The sequence below is a fragment of the Paracoccus methylarcula genome (assembly GCF_003007735.2).
In the GTDB taxonomy this organism is placed as follows: domain Bacteria; phylum Pseudomonadota; class Alphaproteobacteria; order Rhodobacterales; family Rhodobacteraceae; genus Paracoccus; species Paracoccus methylarcula.
The window spans coordinates 1-18,362 of the sequence record NZ_PXNQ02000019.1 but is presented as its reverse complement, the minus strand read 5'-3'; the positions used below and the strand labels follow the sequence as shown (position 1 = coordinate 18,362).

Annotated in this window: 15 protein-coding genes and 2 pseudogenes; 10 read left to right on the top strand and 7 right to left on the bottom strand. The window is 66.1% G+C overall.

Features of this window, described 5'->3' with window-relative positions:
• Nucleotides 1-167 precede the first annotated feature (167 nt).
• Together A7A09_RS20165 and A7A09_RS20160 are read left to right on the top strand one after the other, a co-directional pair.
• Nucleotides 168-2,696, top strand: a complete 2,529-nt coding sequence (locus tag A7A09_RS20165; protein ID WP_106693068.1) for a heavy metal translocating P-type ATPase — start codon at nt 168-170, stop codon at nt 2,694-2,696.
• Nucleotides 2,697-2,783: 87 nt separating this feature from the next.
• Nucleotides 2,784-3,092, top strand: a pseudogene (locus A7A09_RS20160) (MerR family transcriptional regulator); the annotation flags it as partial.
• Between the two features lie 196 nt (nt 3,093-3,288).
• Here A7A09_RS20160 and A7A09_RS20155 read toward each other — a convergent pair.
• The 7 genes and pseudogenes from A7A09_RS20155 to A7A09_RS20125 all read right to left on the bottom strand — a co-directional run bounded on the left by A7A09_RS20155 (nt 3,289) and on the right by A7A09_RS20125 (nt 11,115).
• Entirely contained in the window at nt 3,289-4,836 is a 1,548-nt protein-coding gene (locus A7A09_RS20155; protein ID WP_106693067.1) for an indolepyruvate oxidoreductase subunit beta family protein, read from the bottom strand.
• A pseudogene (locus tag A7A09_RS20150) lies at nt 4,833-6,978 on the bottom strand (thiamine pyrophosphate-dependent enzyme). The gene A7A09_RS20155 and the pseudogene A7A09_RS20150 overlap by 4 nt, the downstream one beginning before the upstream one ends.
• Nucleotides 6,979-7,030: 52 nt before the next feature.
• The gene (locus tag A7A09_RS20145) at nt 7,031-7,513 is read right to left on the bottom strand and encodes a MarR family winged helix-turn-helix transcriptional regulator (RefSeq protein ID WP_106693066.1); all 483 of its coding nucleotides are present in this window, start codon (nt 7,511-7,513) and stop codon (nt 7,031-7,033) included.
• A gap of 276 nt (nt 7,514-7,789) precedes the next feature.
• Nucleotides 7,790-8,278 (bottom strand): MarR family winged helix-turn-helix transcriptional regulator, encoded by a 489-nt coding sequence (locus A7A09_RS20140; RefSeq protein ID WP_245999498.1) that lies wholly within the window; start codon nt 8,276-8,278, stop codon nt 7,790-7,792.
• A gap of 12 nt (nt 8,279-8,290) precedes the next feature.
• Entirely contained in the window at nt 8,291-9,577 is a 1,287-nt protein-coding gene (locus tag A7A09_RS20135; RefSeq protein WP_106693064.1) for a TRAP transporter large permease, read from the bottom strand.
• Nucleotides 9,578-9,610: 33 nt separating this feature from the next.
• The gene (locus tag A7A09_RS20130; RefSeq protein ID WP_106693063.1) at nt 9,611-10,090 is read right to left on the bottom strand and encodes a TRAP transporter small permease; all 480 of its coding nucleotides are present in this window, start codon (nt 10,088-10,090) and stop codon (nt 9,611-9,613) included.
• Complete coding sequence (locus A7A09_RS20125; RefSeq protein ID WP_106693062.1) at nt 10,087-11,115, bottom strand: TRAP transporter substrate-binding protein; 1,029 nt, start codon at nt 11,113-11,115, stop codon at nt 10,087-10,089. Before A7A09_RS20125 ends, A7A09_RS20130 begins: the two co-directional genes overlap by 4 nt.
• 200 nt (nt 11,116-11,315) lie before the next feature.
• Here A7A09_RS20125 and A7A09_RS21200 point away from each other — a divergent pair, with 200 nt between their 5' ends.
• From A7A09_RS21200 to A7A09_RS20095, 8 genes are read left to right on the top strand one after another with little or no spacing between them, the layout of a single operon-like run.
• Nucleotides 11,316-11,945, top strand: a complete 630-nt coding sequence (locus A7A09_RS21200; RefSeq protein ID WP_211341200.1) for a ferredoxin reductase — start codon at nt 11,316-11,318, stop codon at nt 11,943-11,945.
• Nucleotides 11,942-12,307 carry a 2Fe-2S iron-sulfur cluster-binding protein gene (locus tag A7A09_RS21195; protein ID WP_211341199.1) on the top strand — a complete coding sequence of 122 codons (366 nt, stop codon included), beginning with the start codon at nt 11,942-11,944 and terminating at the stop codon, nt 12,305-12,307. The genes A7A09_RS21200 and A7A09_RS21195 overlap by 4 nt, the downstream gene beginning before the upstream one ends.
• 32 nt (nt 12,308-12,339) lie before the next feature.
• Nucleotides 12,340-12,909, top strand: a complete 570-nt coding sequence (locus A7A09_RS21720) for a Rieske 2Fe-2S domain-containing protein (RefSeq protein ID WP_245999497.1) — start codon at nt 12,340-12,342, stop codon at nt 12,907-12,909.
• A complete protein-coding gene (locus A7A09_RS21715) occupies nt 12,879-13,664 on the top strand; it encodes an RHO alpha subunit C-terminal catalytic domain-containing protein (RefSeq protein WP_366466409.1) in 786 nt (261 codons plus the stop codon). The genes A7A09_RS21720 and A7A09_RS21715 overlap by 31 nt, the downstream gene beginning before the upstream one ends.
• A complete protein-coding gene (locus A7A09_RS20110; RefSeq protein WP_106693061.1) occupies nt 13,661-14,128 on the top strand; it encodes an aromatic-ring-hydroxylating dioxygenase subunit beta in 468 nt (155 codons plus the stop codon). Before A7A09_RS21715 ends, A7A09_RS20110 begins: the two co-directional genes overlap by 4 nt.
• Nucleotides 14,125-15,858 carry an AMP-binding protein gene (locus tag A7A09_RS20105; protein WP_245999496.1) on the top strand — a complete coding sequence of 578 codons (1,734 nt, stop codon included), beginning with the start codon at nt 14,125-14,127 and terminating at the stop codon, nt 15,856-15,858. Before A7A09_RS20110 ends, A7A09_RS20105 begins: the two co-directional genes overlap by 4 nt.
• A complete protein-coding gene (locus A7A09_RS20100; protein ID WP_106693060.1) occupies nt 15,855-17,036 on the top strand; it encodes a thiolase family protein in 1,182 nt (393 codons plus the stop codon). The genes A7A09_RS20105 and A7A09_RS20100 overlap by 4 nt, the downstream gene beginning before the upstream one ends.
• On the top strand, nt 17,033-18,277 hold the full coding sequence (locus A7A09_RS20095) for an SDR family oxidoreductase (RefSeq protein ID WP_106693059.1): 1,245 nt from the start codon (nt 17,033-17,035) through the stop codon (nt 18,275-18,277). Before A7A09_RS20100 ends, A7A09_RS20095 begins: the two co-directional genes overlap by 4 nt.
• The last annotated feature ends 85 nt before the right edge of the window (nt 18,278-18,362 follow it).

The window sequence follows — 18,362 nt, the reverse complement described above, 5'->3', positions numbered from 1 at the left end:
CTGCCCCCCGGCACCCCCCGGGGATACTTGCATGAAGAAGAAGGGGCGCGTTCGGGTGGGGCGGATTGCCGCTTCGCGAGGTTGTTTCAATTAGCCCCTTGACCCTCCAGTAACTGGAAGCCCTAGATCAGGTGTCAATGATGAGAATCCATTGATGGAGCGGCACGATGAGTGATGACAAGATCCTGCAGATCGGCGTGGACGGGATGAGCTGCGCCTCCTGCGTCGGACGGGTGGAACGGGCCCTGAAACAGGTGCAGGGCGTGACCGGGGCCGAGGTCAACCTCGCCACGGAAAGCGCGACCGTGCGGCATGATGGCAGCCTGACGGCGGGGCAACTGGCCGAGGTGCTGGAAGAAACCGGCTATCCCGCGCGACTGGCCGAGACCACGCTGGAGATCGACGGCATGTCCTGCGCCTCCTGCGTGGGGCGGATCGAGCGGGCGCTGACCGCGACGCCGGGAATCGTCTCGGCCAATGTCAACCTGGCGGCGGGGCGCGCGGTGGTGCGCCATGTCGGGGGGCTGGATGCGGGCGAGATCGCAGCCATTGTGACCGGGGCGGGCTATTCGGCGCAGCCATATCGGGCCGATGAGGGCCGGGCCGGCGCCACGGATGCCTCCGAGGAGCGCAAGGCGGGCGAGATCGCCGCGCTGCGCCGTGACCTGCTGATTGCCGCGGTGCTGGCGGTGCCGGTTTTCATGCTCGAAATGGGCAGCCACCTGGTCCCCGGCATCCATCGCCTGATCGCGGGCAGCATCGGCATGCAGGCGTCGTGGGTGATCCAGTTCCTGCTGACGACAGTGGTGGTGATCGGGCCGGGCCGGCGCTTTTACACCAAGGGCTTTCCGGCACTGCTGAAGGGCGCGCCCGACATGAATTCGCTGGTGGCCTTGGGCACCGGGGCGGCATGGGTTTATTCGACCGTGGCGACCTTCTTGCCCGCTCTGCTGCCCGAGGCCAGCCGCAATGTCTATTTCGAGGCGGCGGCGGTGATCGTCGTGCTGATCCTGCTGGGCCGGTTTCTCGAAGCCCGCGCCAAGGGCCGCACCGGCGAGGCGATCCGCAAGCTGGCCGGTCTGCGCGCCCGCACAGCTCGGGTCGAACGTGGCGGCGAGGTCGGCGAATTGCCCATCGAGCAGATCGTTGTCGGCGACCTGATCCATGTCCGCCCCGGAGAGAAGCTGGCGGTGGACGGGCAGGTCGTCTCGGGCGGGTCCTGGGTCGATGAGAGCATGATCACGGGCGAGCCGGTGCCGGTCGAGAAATCCGAGGGCGCGCAGGTGACCGGCGGCACGGTGAACGGCAATGGCGCGCTGGTGTTCCGCGCCACCCATGTCGGCGCCGACACGGTCCTGTCGCAGATCATCCGCATGGTCGAAGAGGCGCAGGGCGCGCGCCTGCCGATCCAGGACCTGGTGAACCGCATCACCATGTATTTCGTCCCCGCCGTCCTTGCCGTGGCGCTGCTGACCGTCGGGTTGTGGCTGGCATTCGGCCCCGAACCGCGGCTGAGCCATGCGCTGGTCGCCGGGGTGGCGGTGCTGATCATCGCCTGCCCCTGCGCGATGGGGCTGGCCACGCCGACCTCGATCATGGTGGGGACCGGGCGCGCGGCCGAATTGGGCGTGTTGTTCCGCAGGGGCGACGCGCTGCAATCGCTGCAGGGCGTCGCGGTGGTCGCGCTGGACAAGACCGGCACCCTGACCGAGGGCCGCCCGAGCCTGACCGCATTCGAGACCGCGCCGGGCCTGGATCGCTCCGAATTGCTGGCACAGGTGGCCGGGGTCGAGGAGCGCTCGGAACATCCCATCGCCCGCGCCATCACCGAAGGCGCAAGGGGCGAAGGGCTGACCCCCGCCTCTCCCGACGGGTTCGAGGCGCTGACCGGGCTGGGCGTTCGCGCGCAGGTGGCAGGGCACGAGTTGCTGATCGGCGCCGCCCGGCTGATGCAGCGCGAAGGCATCGACACCGGCGCACTGACTGACAGGGCCGAGGCGCTGGCCGCCGAGGGGCAGACCACGCTCTTCGCCGCGCGGGACGGGCGGATCGCAGCGCTGATCGCGGTGGCCGACCGGATCAAGGACAGCGCGCCCACCGCCATTGCCGACCTGCATGCGCAGGGGCTGCGGGTGGCGATGATCACCGGCGACAGTCGCGCCACGGCAAAGGCGGTCGCGGCGAAACTGGGCATCGACGAGGTGGTGGCCGAGGTCATGCCCGACGGCAAGCTCTCCGCCATCCAGCGGCTGCGCGAACACGGGCCGGTGGCCTTTGTCGGGGACGGCATCAATGACGCCCCCGCGCTGGCCTCGGCGGATGTCGGCATCGCCATCGGCTCGGGCACGGATGTCGCCATCGAAAGCGCCGATGTGGTGCTGATGGGCCAGGGTCTCGGCACCGTCGCCAATGCCTTCGCGGTCAGCCATGCGACGATGCGGAATATCCGCCAGAACCTGTTCTGGGCCTTTGGCTACAACACCGCGCTGATCCCGGTCGCGGCGGGGGTGCTCTATCCGCTGAACGGCATGTTGCTGTCGCCGATCCTCGCCGCCGGGGCAATGGCGCTGTCCAGCGTCTTCGTGCTGAGCAACGCGCTGCGCCTGCGCCGCGCCGGCCCCGGGTCGCGGACCGGAACGCCACCGGCTGCCGCAGGGCAAGGCGGCGCCCGCACCGTACCGCAACCCGCAGGGTAGGAACCGTCGCCGGTCATGGCGGGCGCTTGAAACCGCCGCCCGCCATGACCAGTTTTCTTTCACCCGCCATAGCGCAGGAGCCAGACGATGAATATCGGTGAAGCCGCAGAGACGACCGGGCTGCCGGTCAAGACGATCCGCTATTACGAGGAAATCGGCCTTGTCGCCCCGGATCGCGGCAATAACGGCTATCGCGATTTCAGCGGCCAGCAATTGACCCGGCTGCGTTTCCTGTCGCAGGCTCGCAGCCTGGGCTTCTCGCTGGAGGAATGCCGCCGCCTGATGGGGCTTTACTGCGACGAGAACCGGGCCAGCAGGGATGTGCGCAACCTGGCCGAGTCCCACCTGTCCGAGATCCGGGAAAAGATTACCCAGTTGCACGCGCTGGAACGGAAACTGCAGGACCTGATCGCCGAATGCCGTGGCGATGACGATCCCGACTGCGCGATCCTCGACGAACTCGGCAGCTCGGGGACTGCGCGCGCTAGCTCACGCCAACTCTTTCATCTTCTTCTTCATCTAAATATCCCACGGGGGTCCGGGGGTGTGAAACCCCCGGCCATCGCGGGACGCATTCCCACGCCCACCCCCGTCAGGCGAAACTCCGGATCGTCCGGATCGCGCCGTCCAGGGCCTCGCCCTCCTCGTCCTGCAGGGCGGCTTCGCGCAGGCGGCGTGCCCAATCGGCGGCATCGTGGCGGTCAGCGACGGCGGTGATCCCCTCCAGCACAAGATCGAATTTCGACAGGCCACGGCTGTGGGTGTCCGAATATCCCTTGATCAGCCTCCGGCAGCGGATCACCTCGACCGCCAGATCGTAATTCGCGGCGCGGTAGCCCATTGCCCGGTCCAGCCATCCGGCCAGATGCGCCTGTTCCTGCGCATGGCGCAGGGTGCGGCGGCGCCAGCTTTTCAGCCCGCCCAGCAGGTAGAGCATGACGAAACCGCGCAGGCTGTCGCTGCGCAGGCGGCGGCCCTTGTTGAACCAGCGGTCCAGCCGCTTCATCCATTTCGGACTGTCCATCACCTTTTGCCCCAATCCGGCAGGCAGCATCCCGGCGATTTCCTCGGCGCGGGGATGCATGTATTCCGTGACCTGCATCAGGTTGGCCTCACCCGCCCGCATCTCGGCCTGGATCCGGGTCATCCGGCGCGATCGGGTCTTGAGATCGGCCACCCGGATCACGTCGTCATAAGCCATCGCATTGGCGATATATTTCGCCGCTTCCCGCGTCAGCATGAAGCCATGCCCGGCATCGTCCCGCGCCAGCACGGTGCCAAGCCGGTCCAGATATTCCCGCCCATAGGCGAGATCCTGGAACTCGGCGAGTTTGCGCAGCCCCGGCAGGGCCATCCCGGCGACCGGTGCGGGCAACGCCCTTGCCTCGGCCTCCAGCGCCTGCCATTGCACGACCAGCCGCGAGGGGCCGGAGGGGCGCGGCTCGCCCGGGATCGCGGCTTCCGCCGCCTCAGTCGTTTCGAGCGGCTGACTGGCCGCCTCATGGGCCGCGGCAAAGGCGCGCAGCGAGCCCTCGACCCCCTTGCCGCTTGCCCGGATCGCCTCTTCGAAGGCCTCGCGCGGGAAGGGCAAAGCGCCCGATCCGGCCAGCGCCCCGAACAGCGAGGCCGAGATGACCGAGCCGTTATCGATGGCCATCCGGTCGAAATCGGCGGCGATGAATTGCCGCGCGGCGATCTCTGCCACCGCCATCACCTCGTCAGACGAGGCGATGCCATCGCCCGGCACCATCTTTTCCGACACCGCCAGGGCGCGATGGGTCGAGGCGATCAGCACCGTCCGGTCCGGCGTCACGAAGCCGCGCTGGATCGAGCGCCCGGCCTCCATCATCTCGGCGGCGATCATGATATCGACATCGCCGGCCGAGGGCGCCAGCGCAAAGACCGGCGCGGCCTCGGCCTGCGGGGCCATCTCGATGTAATAGACCGTCGCGCCGGTGCGCTGCGCTACGCCAGCCACGCTGGTCGCCTGCGCGTCATAGCCGTTGCCGCGCGCCAGCGCCTCGATCCAGTTGGTCAACACACCGCCCCCCTGCCCGCCGACGGCAAGGATGGCCAGCTTGATGATCCCGTCCAGGCGCGGATCGGCGGGGGCGGAGGGCAGATGCTGGTGCAGGGTCATGGCTGGGCCTCGAATGTCAGGCGGTTGGCATCGCGGCGGGCCTGCAGCCAGCCGATGATACGGGCGCGGAACCGGGCCAGCCGGGTCTCCCATGTGCCGGGGTTGTGGATGACATCGGCGCGGTAGAAGGACGGGCAGAGCACGGCGGCATCCGCCACCTCGCCGCAATTGCCGCAACCGACGCAGCTTTGATCGATCGAGGCGACCGGATCGTCGCGCAGCGGATCGTCCAGCCGTTTCAGCCCGAGCGAGGGGCAGCCCGACAGCCGGATACAGGCGTGATCGCCGGTGCAGACATCCTCGTCCACGCCGAAGCGTGGCGCCTCGACCCGGCGGCCATCGCGGATCGCCTGCGCGCGCTGCGGCTTTTCCCGGCGCTGCCGGTTCAGCATGCATTCCGAAGAGGCGACGATGCGCGCGGCCCCGGCGCATCCGTGGTCAGCGCCTCGCGCAGCAGGTCGCGCATCTTGCCGACATCATAGGTGCGGTCGACCTGCCGGACCCAGTTGATACCGATCCCCTTCAGTGCCCTGGAGATGGGATTCTGCGTGGATTTCGTGGGGTTATCCGCGCGGGACGACATCACGTCCTGCCCGCCCGTCGCGGCGGAATAGTAATTGTCCACGATCACCGCCACGCCATCGGACTTGTTGAAGGCCATGTTGGTGAAACTCGACGACAAGCCATTATGCCAGAACCCGCCATCGCCGATGATCGCCACCGGCCTGCGCTCGCCCCCGCCGTCGAAAGCGGCATTCGCTGCGGGGCCAAGGCCGTAACCCATGGTCGCCCCGCCGATCTCGAAAGGCGGCAACGCGGCAAAGAGATGACAGCCGATATCGGCCGAGATCTGCAGCTTGCCGGTTTCCTTCTGAACCAGTTTCATCGCCGCGAAAATCGGGCGCTCGGGGCAGCCGGTGCAGAAGCCGGGCGGGCGGATCGGCACGGTTTTGGATAGGTCGGGCAGTGGCGGGCGTTCCTCGTTCGGGGCCAGGATCTGCGCGGGCAGGATGCCGGGCGCGGCCTCGCGCAGGAACTGGCCGATCCCGTCCAGCATCACCTGCCCGGTATATTCCCCGGCCATCGGCAGGATATCCTTGCCGCGCAGCTTGACCGCCGATCCGGCGCGGTAAAGACAAGTGGCAAGCTGCTGCTCGATGAATTCCGGCTGGCCCTCTTCGATGGTCAGCACCTGATCCTTGCCCTCGCAGAAGGACAGGAACTCGTCGGGAACCAGCGGATAGGTGACGTTCAGCACGTAGAGCGGCACCCGGCTGTCGCCATGGATATCGGCCAAACCAAGCCGCTGCAGCGCGCGGATCACGCTGTTATACATGCCGCCCTGCAGGACCAGCCCGACAGGCGCCTCGCGCGGGCCGAAAACCTCGTTCAGCTTGTGGTCGCGGATAAAAGCTTCGGCGGCGGGGCGGCGGTTGTCGATCTTGTCCTGCTCATGCGCGAAGCTCATCGGCGGCAGCACCACGCGCGAGAAATCCGATTGCGGGTTGGACAGCGCCTCGCGGACGGTAAGTTCGGGGCGGCGATTGTCGCGGGTGGGGAAACTGCCGGTCACGTGCAGGCACGTATCCGCACCATCAGCATGACCGGCGTGTTCGACGCCTCGGACAGCTCGAACCCGTCGCCCACCGCCTTGACGATCGAGGGCAGGTTGGGGCGTGGGTCCAAAAGCCAGAATTGCGATTTCATCGCGAATGCGTGGGTCCGCTCCTGCATGATCGAGGAACCTTCGCCGTAATCCTCGCCCACGATCACCAGCGCCCCGCCATTTACCCCCGACGAGGCCAGGTTCGCCAGCGCATCCGACGCGACATTCACCCCGACCGAGCCCTTGAAGGTCACCGCCCCCCGGATCGGGTAATGCACGGACGCGGCCAGCATCGCAGCCGCCGCCGCCTCGTTCGCATTGGCTTCGAAACGGACACCGAGTTCGGACAGCAATTCCTCGGCATCGGCCAACACATCCATCAGGTGGCTGATCGGCGCACCCTGGTAGCCGCCGACATAACCGACGCCGTTTTCCAGCAGCGCCTTGGTGATGGCCAGGATGCCTTCGCCGGTAAAGCGCTCTCCCTCGCCGAGGCGCAGATGCCTGACCTCGGCCTTGAACGATCGCTCCGCCATCTTTCTTCTCCTTCGGCTACGCACGAGAGGGCCGGGCCTGCCGGACCCGGGATCAGATCTCGTGTTTGCGTATGTTTTTCAGAACCTTCTGCAAGGTGCCCACGAAAACCCGCTTGTCCTCGTCGGGGACGCCCCGGAACATCTCGGCCTCCGCCGCGGCCATATGAGGCCAGAGCCGGTCGAAATCCGCCCGCCCCGCCTCGGTCAGGTAGACCCGCGTCGCGCGGCTGTCGCTTGTATCCTGCACGCGCCGGACCAGCCCGTCGCCGACAAGCTGATCGAGGGCGCGCGACAGGGTGGACTGCTCCACCACGGCATAGATCGCCAGTTCGCGGATCAGCGGCCCGTCGATGACCGACAGCACCGCCAGCGCACGCATCTTGGGCGTGCTCAGGCCAAGCCTCGCCATCTCGTCGCGCAGCGAGGCATTATAGCGGCCCATGATCCGGTTCATCAGGTAGGGCGCGAAATTCGCGAGCCCGATCTCTCCAAGCCGGGGATGGCCGGCGATATCGCGAGTATCGTCTTCGGTCATGACAACGGTCCTCCTTCAGCCGCCCGGCATACTGTCCGAACTATCATATAAATATGCATTTGCAAATAAATTTGGACAACTCACAAAGTAAATCTGGCCATATTTTCGCGTTCCGAACCCACCTTTCGGCAACATTGAATGAAAATGGATGCTTCAGACATGCTGCATGCCGATACGTCCCTTCTTCCTTGTCCAAATACCTGGCCGGGGATCGCCAGCCGCGCGCGCCGCCGGCTCAAAGGACCCACCGGCGACGGAGCGCAAACCGCAAGCACCTCAGCGGCGGATTGCGTGGACCTTGCCCTTGCCGGCGCGCTCGATCACCTTGGTCAGCAGCGCCTTGAGGCGACGGCCCTCGGCCGGGCTCAGGCAGCTTTCGATGAATTCCGCCTCATGCGCCCGGGCGCGGGCAACGAGGTCGCGGGCGATCCCTGCACCTTGCCCGGTCAGCCAGACATGGACCTTGCGCCGGTCGTCCCGGCAACGCTTGCGGGTGACATGGCCGCGATTGTCCATCCGCTCGATCACCCGCGTCAGGCGCGATTGCTCCATCTGCGCCAGCCGGGCCAGTTCGGTCACGGATTGGCCGTCGCAATCGCTCAGGCAGGCCAGCACCCGCCATTCCGCGACCGACACGCCCGCGGCAGCAGCCTGCACGTGGAAGCTGTGGCTTGCCAGCCCGCTGGCCGTGGCCAGCAGGAATTGCAGGTAATCGGCCAGGAATGGCTCCCCGGTCCGGGGTTCGTCGCGCTCATGATCGCTCATGCAATCCATTGACTACATCGAGTTCGGAATGACCAGTGCCAATGCCGGGAACAGCATCAGGAGCAGCAGCCTGACGATATCCATCAGCACGAAGGGCGTCACGCCGCGGAATATCTGCCCCACCGGCACCTCGCGCGCGACCACCCGCAGCACGAAGACATTCATCCCCATCGGCGGGGTGATATAGCTCAGCTCGGCGGCCACCACGATGAAGATGCCGAACCAGATCGGATCGATGCCAAGCGAGGTGACGATCGGGAACAGCACCGGCACGACCAGCGTGACCATGGACAGGCTTTCCAAGAGCGCGCCCAGCACCAGCAGCAGGACCGAGATCATCAGCAGGACGCCAAAGGGCGGCATGTCCAGCGACAGGATCCCGTTCTTGATATCCGAGGACAGGCCCGACAGGTTCACGTAATTCATGAAATACAGCGCCCCCATCAGGATGAAGAACATCGCCGCCGTCGTCTTGCCCGAATCGAACAGCGTGGTCAGCGTGGCCCTTGCCGTCAGCTTGCCGCGCAGCGCCGTCAGCAGGATCGCCCCGCCCGCGCCCATGCCCGCCGCCTCGGTCGCGGTGAAGACGCCCAGGTAGATGCCGCCCAACACGAAAAGGAACAGCATCAGCGCGGGAAACACGCCGCGCAGCGCCAGAAGCCGCTCGCGCAGGGGCAGCGGAGGCATTCCCGTCAGGTGCTCGGGCCGCATCCACAAGGAGATCCGGACGGCGATCATGTAGCCGATCACCCCGAGCAGGCCGGGGATGATGCCGGCGAGGAACAGCTTGCCGATATCCTGCTGGGTCAGGATGCCGTAGATCACCAGGATGACCGATGGCGGAATGATGATGCCAAGCGTGCCTCCCGCCGCGATGCTGCCGGTGGCAAGACTGTCGGAATAGCCATGCCGCCGCATCGCGGGCAGCGCGATCTTGCCCATCGTCGCCGCCGTCGCCAACGACGAGCCGCAGACCGAGCCGAAACCGCCGCAGGCCACCACGGTCGCCATGGCCAGCCCGCCCTTGCGGTGCCGCAGCCATGCATTGGCGGCGTCATAGATCTCGTCGGCAACGCCCGATTGCACGATGAAATTGCCCATCAGCAGGAAGAGCGGCACCACCGACAGGGAATAGCTGCGGGCCGTGTCGAAAAAGATCTGCCCCAGCATGGACAGGGCGGGCTGCAGGCCGATGATGCTGGAAATGCCGACAAGGCCGACCAGCAACAGCGAGAATCCGATGGGAATCCCCAGAAACAGTATCGCGAACAGGATCGCCATCCCGAAGGGCCAGTCCATGTTACCTCCCTGCAAACCGCATGAAAATCACGCTCAATCGGCCCGGCGGACGCGCAGCAGCGCCATTGCCAGCACCATCACCGCCGAGGCCGCGCAGATCACGGCGGCAAACTGCGCCACCGGCCCCATCGGGATCTTCAGATAGAGCGTGGTCTGGTTGTAGCCCGCCAGCCGCAGCCCGTGCTGCCACAATTGCCACGCCCCCAGGGCCAGCGCGGCGGCGGACAGGATACGGGCGCAGAAAAGCTGCATGTCCTTGCCGCGCGGGCTGAAATGCTGGGTGAACAGATCGGCGGTGACATGGCCGTCATCCAGCGTGATGGCGGGCAGCCCGGCGAAAACGACGGCCATGACCAGAAGCTCGGTCAGTTCGGTGCCACCGGAAAGCGGGCTGTTGAAGAGATAGCGGCCGACCACGTCCACCACCGTCACCGCGGTCAGTGCGATCAGAAGCACGCCCAGAAGAGCCGCGGTGACGGTGCGCAGTCCGGCACGCAGGTTTTCGAGCGTCATTCCCCGGCCTGCACTTTCTCGATCTCGGATTTGAACATCTCCAGCGCCTTGTCGAAATCGACGCCCTTGGCCTCGTATTTCCCGCGCACCGAGGCGTAGATCGAATCCGACGCGGCCTGCAGCGCGGCCAGGTCATCGCCCTCGGCGGGGGTGAAGGCGACCTTGCCCTCCATCGCCTCGCGCCCGGCCTTGTCGGCGGCGTCCCATGCCTTGCCCGCCATGCGCACCAGCGCCTCGCCCGAGACCTCGTCGATCGCGGCCCGGTCGGCTTCTGACAGGCTGTCATAGCGCGCCTGGTTCATGACCATGAAGAAGGACACGTTATACATGCCGCCATCGACGGTCAGCGCCTGCTTCACCGTGTCGTCCAGCTTGAAGAACGGCACGGATTCATAGGGAAACACGATCCCGTCGGCAACGCCGTTATGCAGCAGCTCATAGCTTTCCGAGGACGGCGCCTGGACCGAGACCATGCCGAGATTCGCGACAAGCTGATCCGTCACCTCGCCCGCGACACGGATCTTGGCCCCCTCCAGCCCCGGGACCGGGCTGACCGGCTTCGAAGTGGTGAAAAGCTGCCCCGGCCCATGACCGAACAGCGCCAGCACCTTGACCCCGGCATGTTCGTTCTGCTCGGCCAGCATACTTTCCCAGACCCGCCAGAAGGCGACCGAATTCGCCTCGGAACTGGGGGTCAGGAAGGGCAGCTCGGCAAGCTGGGTCAGGGCGAATCGCCCCGGCGTATAGCTATGCGCCGAAAAGGCGATATCGGCCGCACCCGACGACACAAGGTCGAAATGCGCGGGCGGCGGGCCCAGTGGCGCGTCGAGGATCTGAACCTCGACCCGCCCCTCGGTCGCTTCCTTCACCTGCTCGGCCCAGGGCATCATGATGTCCTTGACCACCGGATGCGACACCGGCAGCCAGTTGGAAAGACGCAGGGTCACGTCCTGCGCAAGCGAAGGCAGCGCCGACAGGCACAGGGCGGCGGTGGCTGCCAGAAGGCGGGTGTTGAGATGCTTCATGTGGTGGCTCCCGGTTGACGATTCTTTTCCGCAAAGCCTCTCACCAATCGCCCCCTTCACGCAAGAAAAATATGAATATGCATTTTTTTAAGTTTAAAGATTGACAGAAGATTGCATGATATTTCATAGTTTCTGAAACAAGGCGGTCCCGAAATCGCCAGCCAGCGCAGGAAATTGTGCAACGCCAACAGGATCGGACAATGCCGACGACACAGCCCTCCCCCACTGGAACCTCTGCTCAAGAGCTTGAACTGACCGTCACGCGAATCGCCGATCCGGGCGAGGGCATCCGCGAGATCGCACTGGTCCCGGCGGATGGCGGGAAGCTGCCCGCCTATGGCGCCGGGGCGCATATCCGGGTGGTTCTGCCCGGCGGAAATACCAATGCATATTCATTGATCGACCTTGGTCATGATGCCGGATGCCCGGCGGAATACCTGCTGGCAATCCGCCGCGACGACGCCGGCGCGGGCGGCTCGAAATGGATGCATGAACTCGCCGTTGGCGACCGGATCACCGCGCACGGTCCGCAGAATGATTTTCCGTTGGATGCCGGGGACGCGCCGGCGCTTTTGCTGGCCGGGGGGATCGGGGTGACGCCACTGGTCTCGATGGCCGCGGCACTGTCGCGCGGCGGACGGGACTGGCACATGCATTACGCGGCCCGCTCGGCGGCGGTTGCCGCCTATGCCGATCACCTGACGGGCGCGCATGGCGGCCGCATCGCGCTGCATCGCGATGATCAGGCGGGCGGCCCCTTGCCGGTCGCGACCTGGTCGCGGCGGCGGCACCCGGCACGCATGTCTATGTCTGCGGCCCGCGCCCGATGATCGACGCCACGAGGCGGGCGGCAGAGGCGGCGGGTTTCACCCCCGAGCGTATCCATACCGAGCTGTTCGACACGCCCGAACCAGAGGCCGGCGACAGTCCCTTCGAGGTCGAGATCGCCTCGACCGGGCAGGTCTTTACCGTGCCGCCGGGGCAGACCATCATCGAGGTGCTGGAGGAAAACGGCCTCGATATCATCTATGATTGCCAGCGCGGCGATTGCGGGATCTGCCAGACCGCCGTGCTGGAGGGCACGCCCGATCACCGCGACGTGGTGCTGTCCGAGGCCGAGCGCGCCGCCGGGGATGTCATGCAGATCTGTGTCAGCCGGGCCTTGTCGCCCCGGCTCAAGCTGGACCTCTGACGACGCGCAGGGGAAAACAGGGGGAGAAGCAAATGACCGATGAAACGCAACAGATCCACGAGGTCGTCACCCGCGTGATCCGGCCCGAACAGGTGCATCGCGACGTCTATACCAGCCCCGAGATCTTCCGGCTGGAAATGCGCCACCTGTTCCCCAATTGCTGGGTCTATGTCGGCCACGAAAGCCAGACCCCCAATCCGGGCGACTACATCACCGCGCAGATCGGCGACCAGCCGCTGTTGCAGGTCCGGCATTCGGATGGCGAGATCAAGGTGCTGTATAACCGCTGCCCGCACAAGGGCACCAAGATCGTCATCGACAAGGCGGGCAATACCGGCAAGTTCTTTCGCTGCCCCTATCACGCATGGTCCTTCAAGACCGATGGCTGCCTGCTCGCGATTCCGCTGAAAAAGGGCTACCAGGCACCGGCCTGGAAGGGACCGAGGCCGCCAAGGGCATGGCCGCGGTCGGCGCATGGCATAATTACCGCGGCTTCATCTTTGCCCGGCTGGCGCGCGAGGGGATCGGGTTTGACGACTTCTTCGGCGACTCGCTGTCGTCCCTGGACAACATGGTGGACCGCTCGCCGGTGGGCAGCCTGACGGTGGCGGGCGCGCCGCTGCGCTACATGCATCGCTGCAACTGGAAGATGCTGGTCGAGAACCAGACCGACACCTGTCACCCGATGGTCGCGCATGAATCCAGCGCAGGCACCGCCGTGAAGATCTGGGAGTCGATGGAAAAGACCGAGGACACGCCCAAGCCCCCGGCGATGGAGATCATCGCGCCCTTCATGTCGCCCTATGAATTCTTTGAGAACATGGGCATCCGCACATGGCCCAACGGGCATGGCCATACCGGGGTGCATCACTCGATCCATTCGGATTACTCGGCGATCCCCGGCTATTTCGAGTCGATGACCGAGGCTTACGGAGAGGATCGCGCCAAGGAAATCCTGGGCGAGAACCGGCATAACACGGTCTATTTCCCGAATATCATGATCAAGGGCCCGATCCAGCAATTGCGCAACTTCATCCCGCTGGCCGAAGACAAGACGCTGGTGGAAAGCTGGATCTTCCGGCTGGACGGCGCCCCCGACCAGCTTGTCGCCCGCACCGCGATGTATAACCGGATGATCAACGCGCCGACCTCGATGGTCGGGCATGACGATCTGGAAATGTATGAGCGCGCGCAGGAGGGGCTGATGGCCGACGGGCTTGAATGGGTGAATATCCAGCGGCTCTATGAAGAGGGCGAGGACCTGACGCAAGAGGCCGTGCTGAACGGCACGACCGAACGGCAGATGCGCAACCAGTTCGACGCCTGGAAACGCTTCATGACCGGAGGTGCGGCATGACACCCGAAGAAATCACCGATTTCGTTTACGACGAGGCATGGATGCTGGACCAGGGCCAGTATCACGACTGGCTGGATCTGTGGCTGCCCGACGCCATCTACTGGATGCCGCTGAACTGGAACCAGCAGGACCCGATCAACGAGACCTCGCTGCTCTACGAGGACAACTTCATGCTGCGCCTGCGGGTCGAGCGGCTGCATGGCGCGCGCACCTTCAGCCAGAAACCGAAAAGCCGCTGTCACCACCTGCTGAACCGTCCCCGCATCGAGGAAATCTCGGATGACGAGGCGCGGGCGGTCACGCAGATGCACTATATCGAGACCCGCCTGGACGAACAGATGCTGCTGGCCCTGACCGTGCGCCATCACCTGAAACGGGTGGAAGGCAGGATCATGATCGCCGGGAAACGGGTCGATATCCTGAATTGCGACGCCGCCTTCGGCAATATCCAGTTGCTGCCATGAACCCGATGCAGGCCGATACCGTCGCCGCTGCCTTCGCCGCTGCCGCAACACGCTGGCCCGACCACCCATTCCTCTGCGTGCTGCCGGAAACCGCAAGGGCCTACGGCATTCCGCCCGATGACAAGGCTGCCACCTCCGAGTTCCCCTCCTCCACTTCTTCTTCATCCAAATATCCTCTGGGGTCGTCGGCGGGTGCGCCACTGGTTCGAGAACCAGCCGGCGACGGGGGGCGAAGCGCCCCCCAGCCATCGCGGGCCGCAATCGAGCTGACCTATGCCAGGGCCGCAACCCGGGTGCAGGCGATCCGCGAGTCGCTGCAAACCGCCGGGGCGGTTCGGGGCATGCGGCTGATGCTGCTTCTGGAGAACCGCCCGGATTTCTTCCTTTACTGGCTGGCCGCCAATGGGCTGGGCCTGTCGGTGGTGCCGATCAATCCCGATCTGCGCGCCGCCGAGCTGGAGCATATGACCAGCCTGACCCGCCCGGCGCTGATCATCGCGATAGAGTCCCGCCATGACGATCTGCGCGCTGCCATCCCCGGCGTGCCGGTCCATGCGCCGGGCGAAGCCATCGCGCCGCTGACCTCGGGCCCGGTCTTCGACGACATCCCCGGACGCGCCCACGAAGCTGCGGTTCTGTTCACCTCGGGCAGCACCGGCAGGCCCAAGGGCTGCGTGCTGGCGAATGAATATTTCCTGCGGGCGGGCCAGTGGTATGCGCAAGAGGGCGGCCTCTGCGCATTGTCCACCGAAGGCGAGCGGATGCTGACCCCGCTGCCGATCTTTCACATGAACGCCATGGCCTATTCCTTCATGGCGATGATCGCGGTGGGCGGCTGCCTGATCGCGCTGGACCGTTTCCATCCGCGCAGCTGGTGGCAATCGGTCGCAGATAGCGGCGCGACCTGCCTGCATTACCTTGGCGTCATGCCCTCGATCCTGATGGGACTGCCGGAAAGCCCGCTGGATCGCAGTCATTCCGTCCGCTTCGGCTTTGGCGCCGGGGTCGATCCCAAGCTGCACGGGCCATTCGAGGACCGCTTCGGCTTTCCGCTGATCGAGGCATGGGCGATGACCGAGACCGGCGCGGGCGCGGTCATCGCCGCCAGCCGGACGCCCCGCCTCGTGGGCGAAAGCGCGCTCGGCCAGCCGGGTCCGGCGATGGAAATGCGAATCGAGGGCGAAGACGGCAAACCGGCCGAACAGGGCGAATTGCTGGTCCGGGCCGCCGGTTCCGATCCGCATCTGGGGTTCTTCCGCGAATACCTGCTCGATCCCGCCGCCACCGCCGAGGCATGGGAAGGCGGCTGGTTCCATACCGGCGACATCGTCCGCCGCGCCCCGGACGGGCAGATCCATTTCGTGGACCGCAAGAAAAACGTCATCCGCCGCTCGGGCGAGAATATCGCCGCGGTCGAGGTCGAATCGATCCTTGCCCGCCACCCGGCCATCGCCTCGGTCGGCATTGCCGCCGTCCCCGACGAGCTGCGCGGCGACGAGGTCTTTGCGCTGATCGTCCCCGGCGACGATATTGCACCCGAAGAGCTCGCCAAATGGGCGCTGGAACGCATGGCCTATTACAAGATCCCCGGCTATGTCGCACTGACCGAGGCCCTGCCGCTGACCGCGACCAACAAGCTGCAACGGGCCGAGCTGAAAACCCGCGCCGTAGCACTTGTCGGGCAGCCGGAAACCCATGACCTGCGGCATCTGAAAAAGAGGCAGGCATGACCGCCCCTTATGCCCCTGCCCCTTATGACGGCGTGGTCATCGCCGCGCCCTTCACCACGCCCTATACGCGGTTCTCCCCGCATCCGGCGCAATACTGGCTGGGTTCTGCCCTGCGCGGCTCGCTGAAGGCGGCGGGGCTGACACCGCGCGATATCGACGGGCTGACGGTATCCTCCTTCACCCTGTTTCCCGACACCGCGCCGGGGCTGGCCGATCATCTCGGCCTCGATTTGCGCTGGCTGGAAACCGTGACGGTCGGCGGCGCCTGCGGCGTGGTCGCCCTGCGCCGCGCCGCCCGCGCCGTGCAGATGGGCGAGGCCGGGATCGTCGCCTGCATCGCCGGAGACGCAAACGAGATCGACAGTTTCCGCCGGTTGCTGCAATCCTTCAGCCGTTTCGCGATGGATGCCAGCTATCCCTATGGGGCGGGCGGGCCGAACGCGGTCTTTGCCCTGCTGACCGATCATTACATGCGGAAATTCAGAGCCACGCGCGAGGATTTCGGCCGGATCGCCACCGCCCAACGCGCCAATGCCCGCCGCAACCCGCAGGCATTGCTGCGCAGCGCGCTTGGGCTTGACGATTACCTTGGGGCGCGGATGATCTCGGACCCGCTCTGCCTGTTCGACTGCGTCATGCCCTGCGCCGGAGCCGAGGCCTTCCTGGTCATGTCCGAGGACCGCGCCCGCGCATTGGGCCTGCCCCATGCCCGCATCCGCGCCACGATGGAGCGTCACAACGCCTTTCCCGACGATCCCGCCCAGTATCGCGGGGGCTGGGCCGGGGACGCGCCGGGCATGTGGGACACCGCCGGGATCGGGCCGGGGGATATCGACCTGCTCCAGACCTATGACGATTACCCGGTGATCTGCGCCATGCAGGCCGAGGATCTGGGCTTCTGCCCCAAGGGCGAGGGCGCGCGCTTTCTCGCCTCCCGCGACACGACGATAGACGGGGACTTCCCGCATAACAGCTCGGGCGGGCAGCTTTCCGCCGGGCAGGCCGGGGCGGCGGGCGGTTTCCTCGGCCTGACCGAGGCGATCCGCCAGGTCACCGCAACCGCCGGGCCGACACAGGTGGCAAAGGCGGCAAGGGCGCTGGTCTCGGGCTTCGGCATGGTCAATTACGATCGCGGCATCTGCTCGGCCGCCGCGATCATCGAAGGGAAAGGCGCATGACCGAACCCCTGCAACCACCGCCCAAGAAAAACCCGCTCAAGCGCACGCGGGTGCCGGTTTCGCCGCCCGGAACCCGGTCCCGCGCCGCGACCGGCCTGAGCGTCATGGCCGCCGAGGGCCGCTTCGCGCTGCAACATTGCGCCGATTGCGGGCGCATCCAGTATCCGCCCCGCGACCTGTGCCGCGCCTGCCTGTCCGAGGCGCTGGAATGGCGCGATACCGACCCGATGGGCCAGTTGGTTGCCGAAACCGCGATCCGCGCCACCCCCGATACGCATTTCCGCGACCGCCTGCCGATCCGCATCGGCACCGTGCTGCTGGATGCCGGGCCGTCGCTGATCTGCCGGTTGCATGGCGATGTCTCGGGCGATGACCGGGTGCGGGTGGTCAACCGGATCGACGCCGCCGGGCAGGCGATCCTGCTCGCCCTGCCCCTCAAGGAGGTCCCCCATATGCAAGACGATCCAGCCCTGCGCACCCTGTCCTGCGACCCGCGCCACCGCCGCGTGCTGATCACCGATGCCCGCGCGCCCGAGGCCCCCGCCCTCGCCCGTGCCCTGCTCAAGGCGGGCGCATCCCGGGTCTTCCTGGGCCTGCCCGAGGCGTGGAAACCCTTTCCCGCCCGCTCCGAACTGGAGGATATCGGGAATTGCAGCATCATGCCGCTGGACGTGACCGATTTCGGCTCGGTCCGGGAACTGGCCGCCGAGATCGGCGGCAAGACCGATATCCTGATCAACAATGCCCGCTTCATCCGCCCGGGCGGCGCGCTGGCGCGCTCGGACACGATCTTCGCGCGGCAGGAACTCGATACCGGCTGCCTTGGCCTGATGCGGCTGGCGCAGACATTCGGGCGCGCCATGGCCGCGCGGGGCGAGGACGGGGTGAACAACGCGGCCGCATGGATGAATATCCTGCCCATCGGCGCGCTGGTGCCGCAACCGGGCCACGGCATGAGCTCGGCCACGGGCGCCGCCGCGCTGGCGATCTCGCATGGCATGCGCGCCGATATGCGCGGCAGCGGCGTGCGGGTGATGAATCTCTATACCGGACCGATGGACGACGAATGGCACCAGGAACTGCCGCCCCCGAAAGTGACGCCATCGGCACTGGCCCGAGCGATCGTCTCGGCCCTGATCGCCGGACAGGAAGAGGCAACGGCCGGAGAGATCGCCCGCGACCTCCATGCCCGCTGGCGCGACGATCCGGCTCTGGCGATCCGCGAGGCACTGGCGAAATGACATGAGATCACCTGCATTTCTTCTTCATGCAAATATCCCGGGGTCCGGGGCAGAGCCCCGGCCATCGCGGGACGCAGGCTGCACC

Bases quoted from the DNA above. Each gene is read 5' to 3' on its own strand.
- A7A09_RS20165 (WP_106693068.1), top strand. From the start codon at position 168: ATGAGTGATGACAAGATCCTGCAGATCGGCGTGGACGGGATGAGCTGC.
- A7A09_RS20155 (WP_106693067.1), bottom strand. From the start codon at position 4,836: ATGACCCTGCACCAGCATCTGCCCTCCGCCCCCGCCGATCCGCGCCTG.
- A7A09_RS20145 (WP_106693066.1), bottom strand. From the start codon at position 7,513: ATGACCGAAGACGATACTCGCGATATCGCCGGCCATCCCCGGCTTGGA.
- A7A09_RS20140 (WP_245999498.1), bottom strand. From the start codon at position 8,278: ATGAGCGATCATGAGCGCGACGAACCCCGGACCGGGGAGCCATTCCTG.
- A7A09_RS20135 (WP_106693064.1), bottom strand. From the start codon at position 9,577: ATGGACTGGCCCTTCGGGATGGCGATCCTGTTCGCGATACTGTTTCTG.
- A7A09_RS20130 (WP_106693063.1), bottom strand. From the start codon at position 10,090: ATGACGCTCGAAAACCTGCGTGCCGGACTGCGCACCGTCACCGCGGCT.
- A7A09_RS20125 (WP_106693062.1), bottom strand. From the start codon at position 11,115: ATGAAGCATCTCAACACCCGCCTTCTGGCAGCCACCGCCGCCCTGTGC.
- A7A09_RS21200 (WP_211341200.1), top strand. From the start codon at position 11,316: ATGCCGACGACACAGCCCTCCCCCACTGGAACCTCTGCTCAAGAGCTT.
- A7A09_RS21195 (WP_211341199.1), top strand. From the start codon at position 11,942: ATGATCGACGCCACGAGGCGGGCGGCAGAGGCGGCGGGTTTCACCCCC.
- A7A09_RS21720 (WP_245999497.1), top strand. From the start codon at position 12,340: ATGACCGATGAAACGCAACAGATCCACGAGGTCGTCACCCGCGTGATC.
- A7A09_RS21715 (WP_366466409.1), top strand. From the start codon at position 12,879: ATGGTGGACCGCTCGCCGGTGGGCAGCCTGACGGTGGCGGGCGCGCCG.
- A7A09_RS20110 (WP_106693061.1), top strand. From the start codon at position 13,661: ATGACACCCGAAGAAATCACCGATTTCGTTTACGACGAGGCATGGATG.
- A7A09_RS20105 (WP_245999496.1), top strand. From the start codon at position 14,125: ATGAACCCGATGCAGGCCGATACCGTCGCCGCTGCCTTCGCCGCTGCC.
- A7A09_RS20100 (WP_106693060.1), top strand. From the start codon at position 15,855: ATGACCGCCCCTTATGCCCCTGCCCCTTATGACGGCGTGGTCATCGCC.
- A7A09_RS20095 (WP_106693059.1), top strand. From the start codon at position 17,033: ATGACCGAACCCCTGCAACCACCGCCCAAGAAAAACCCGCTCAAGCGC.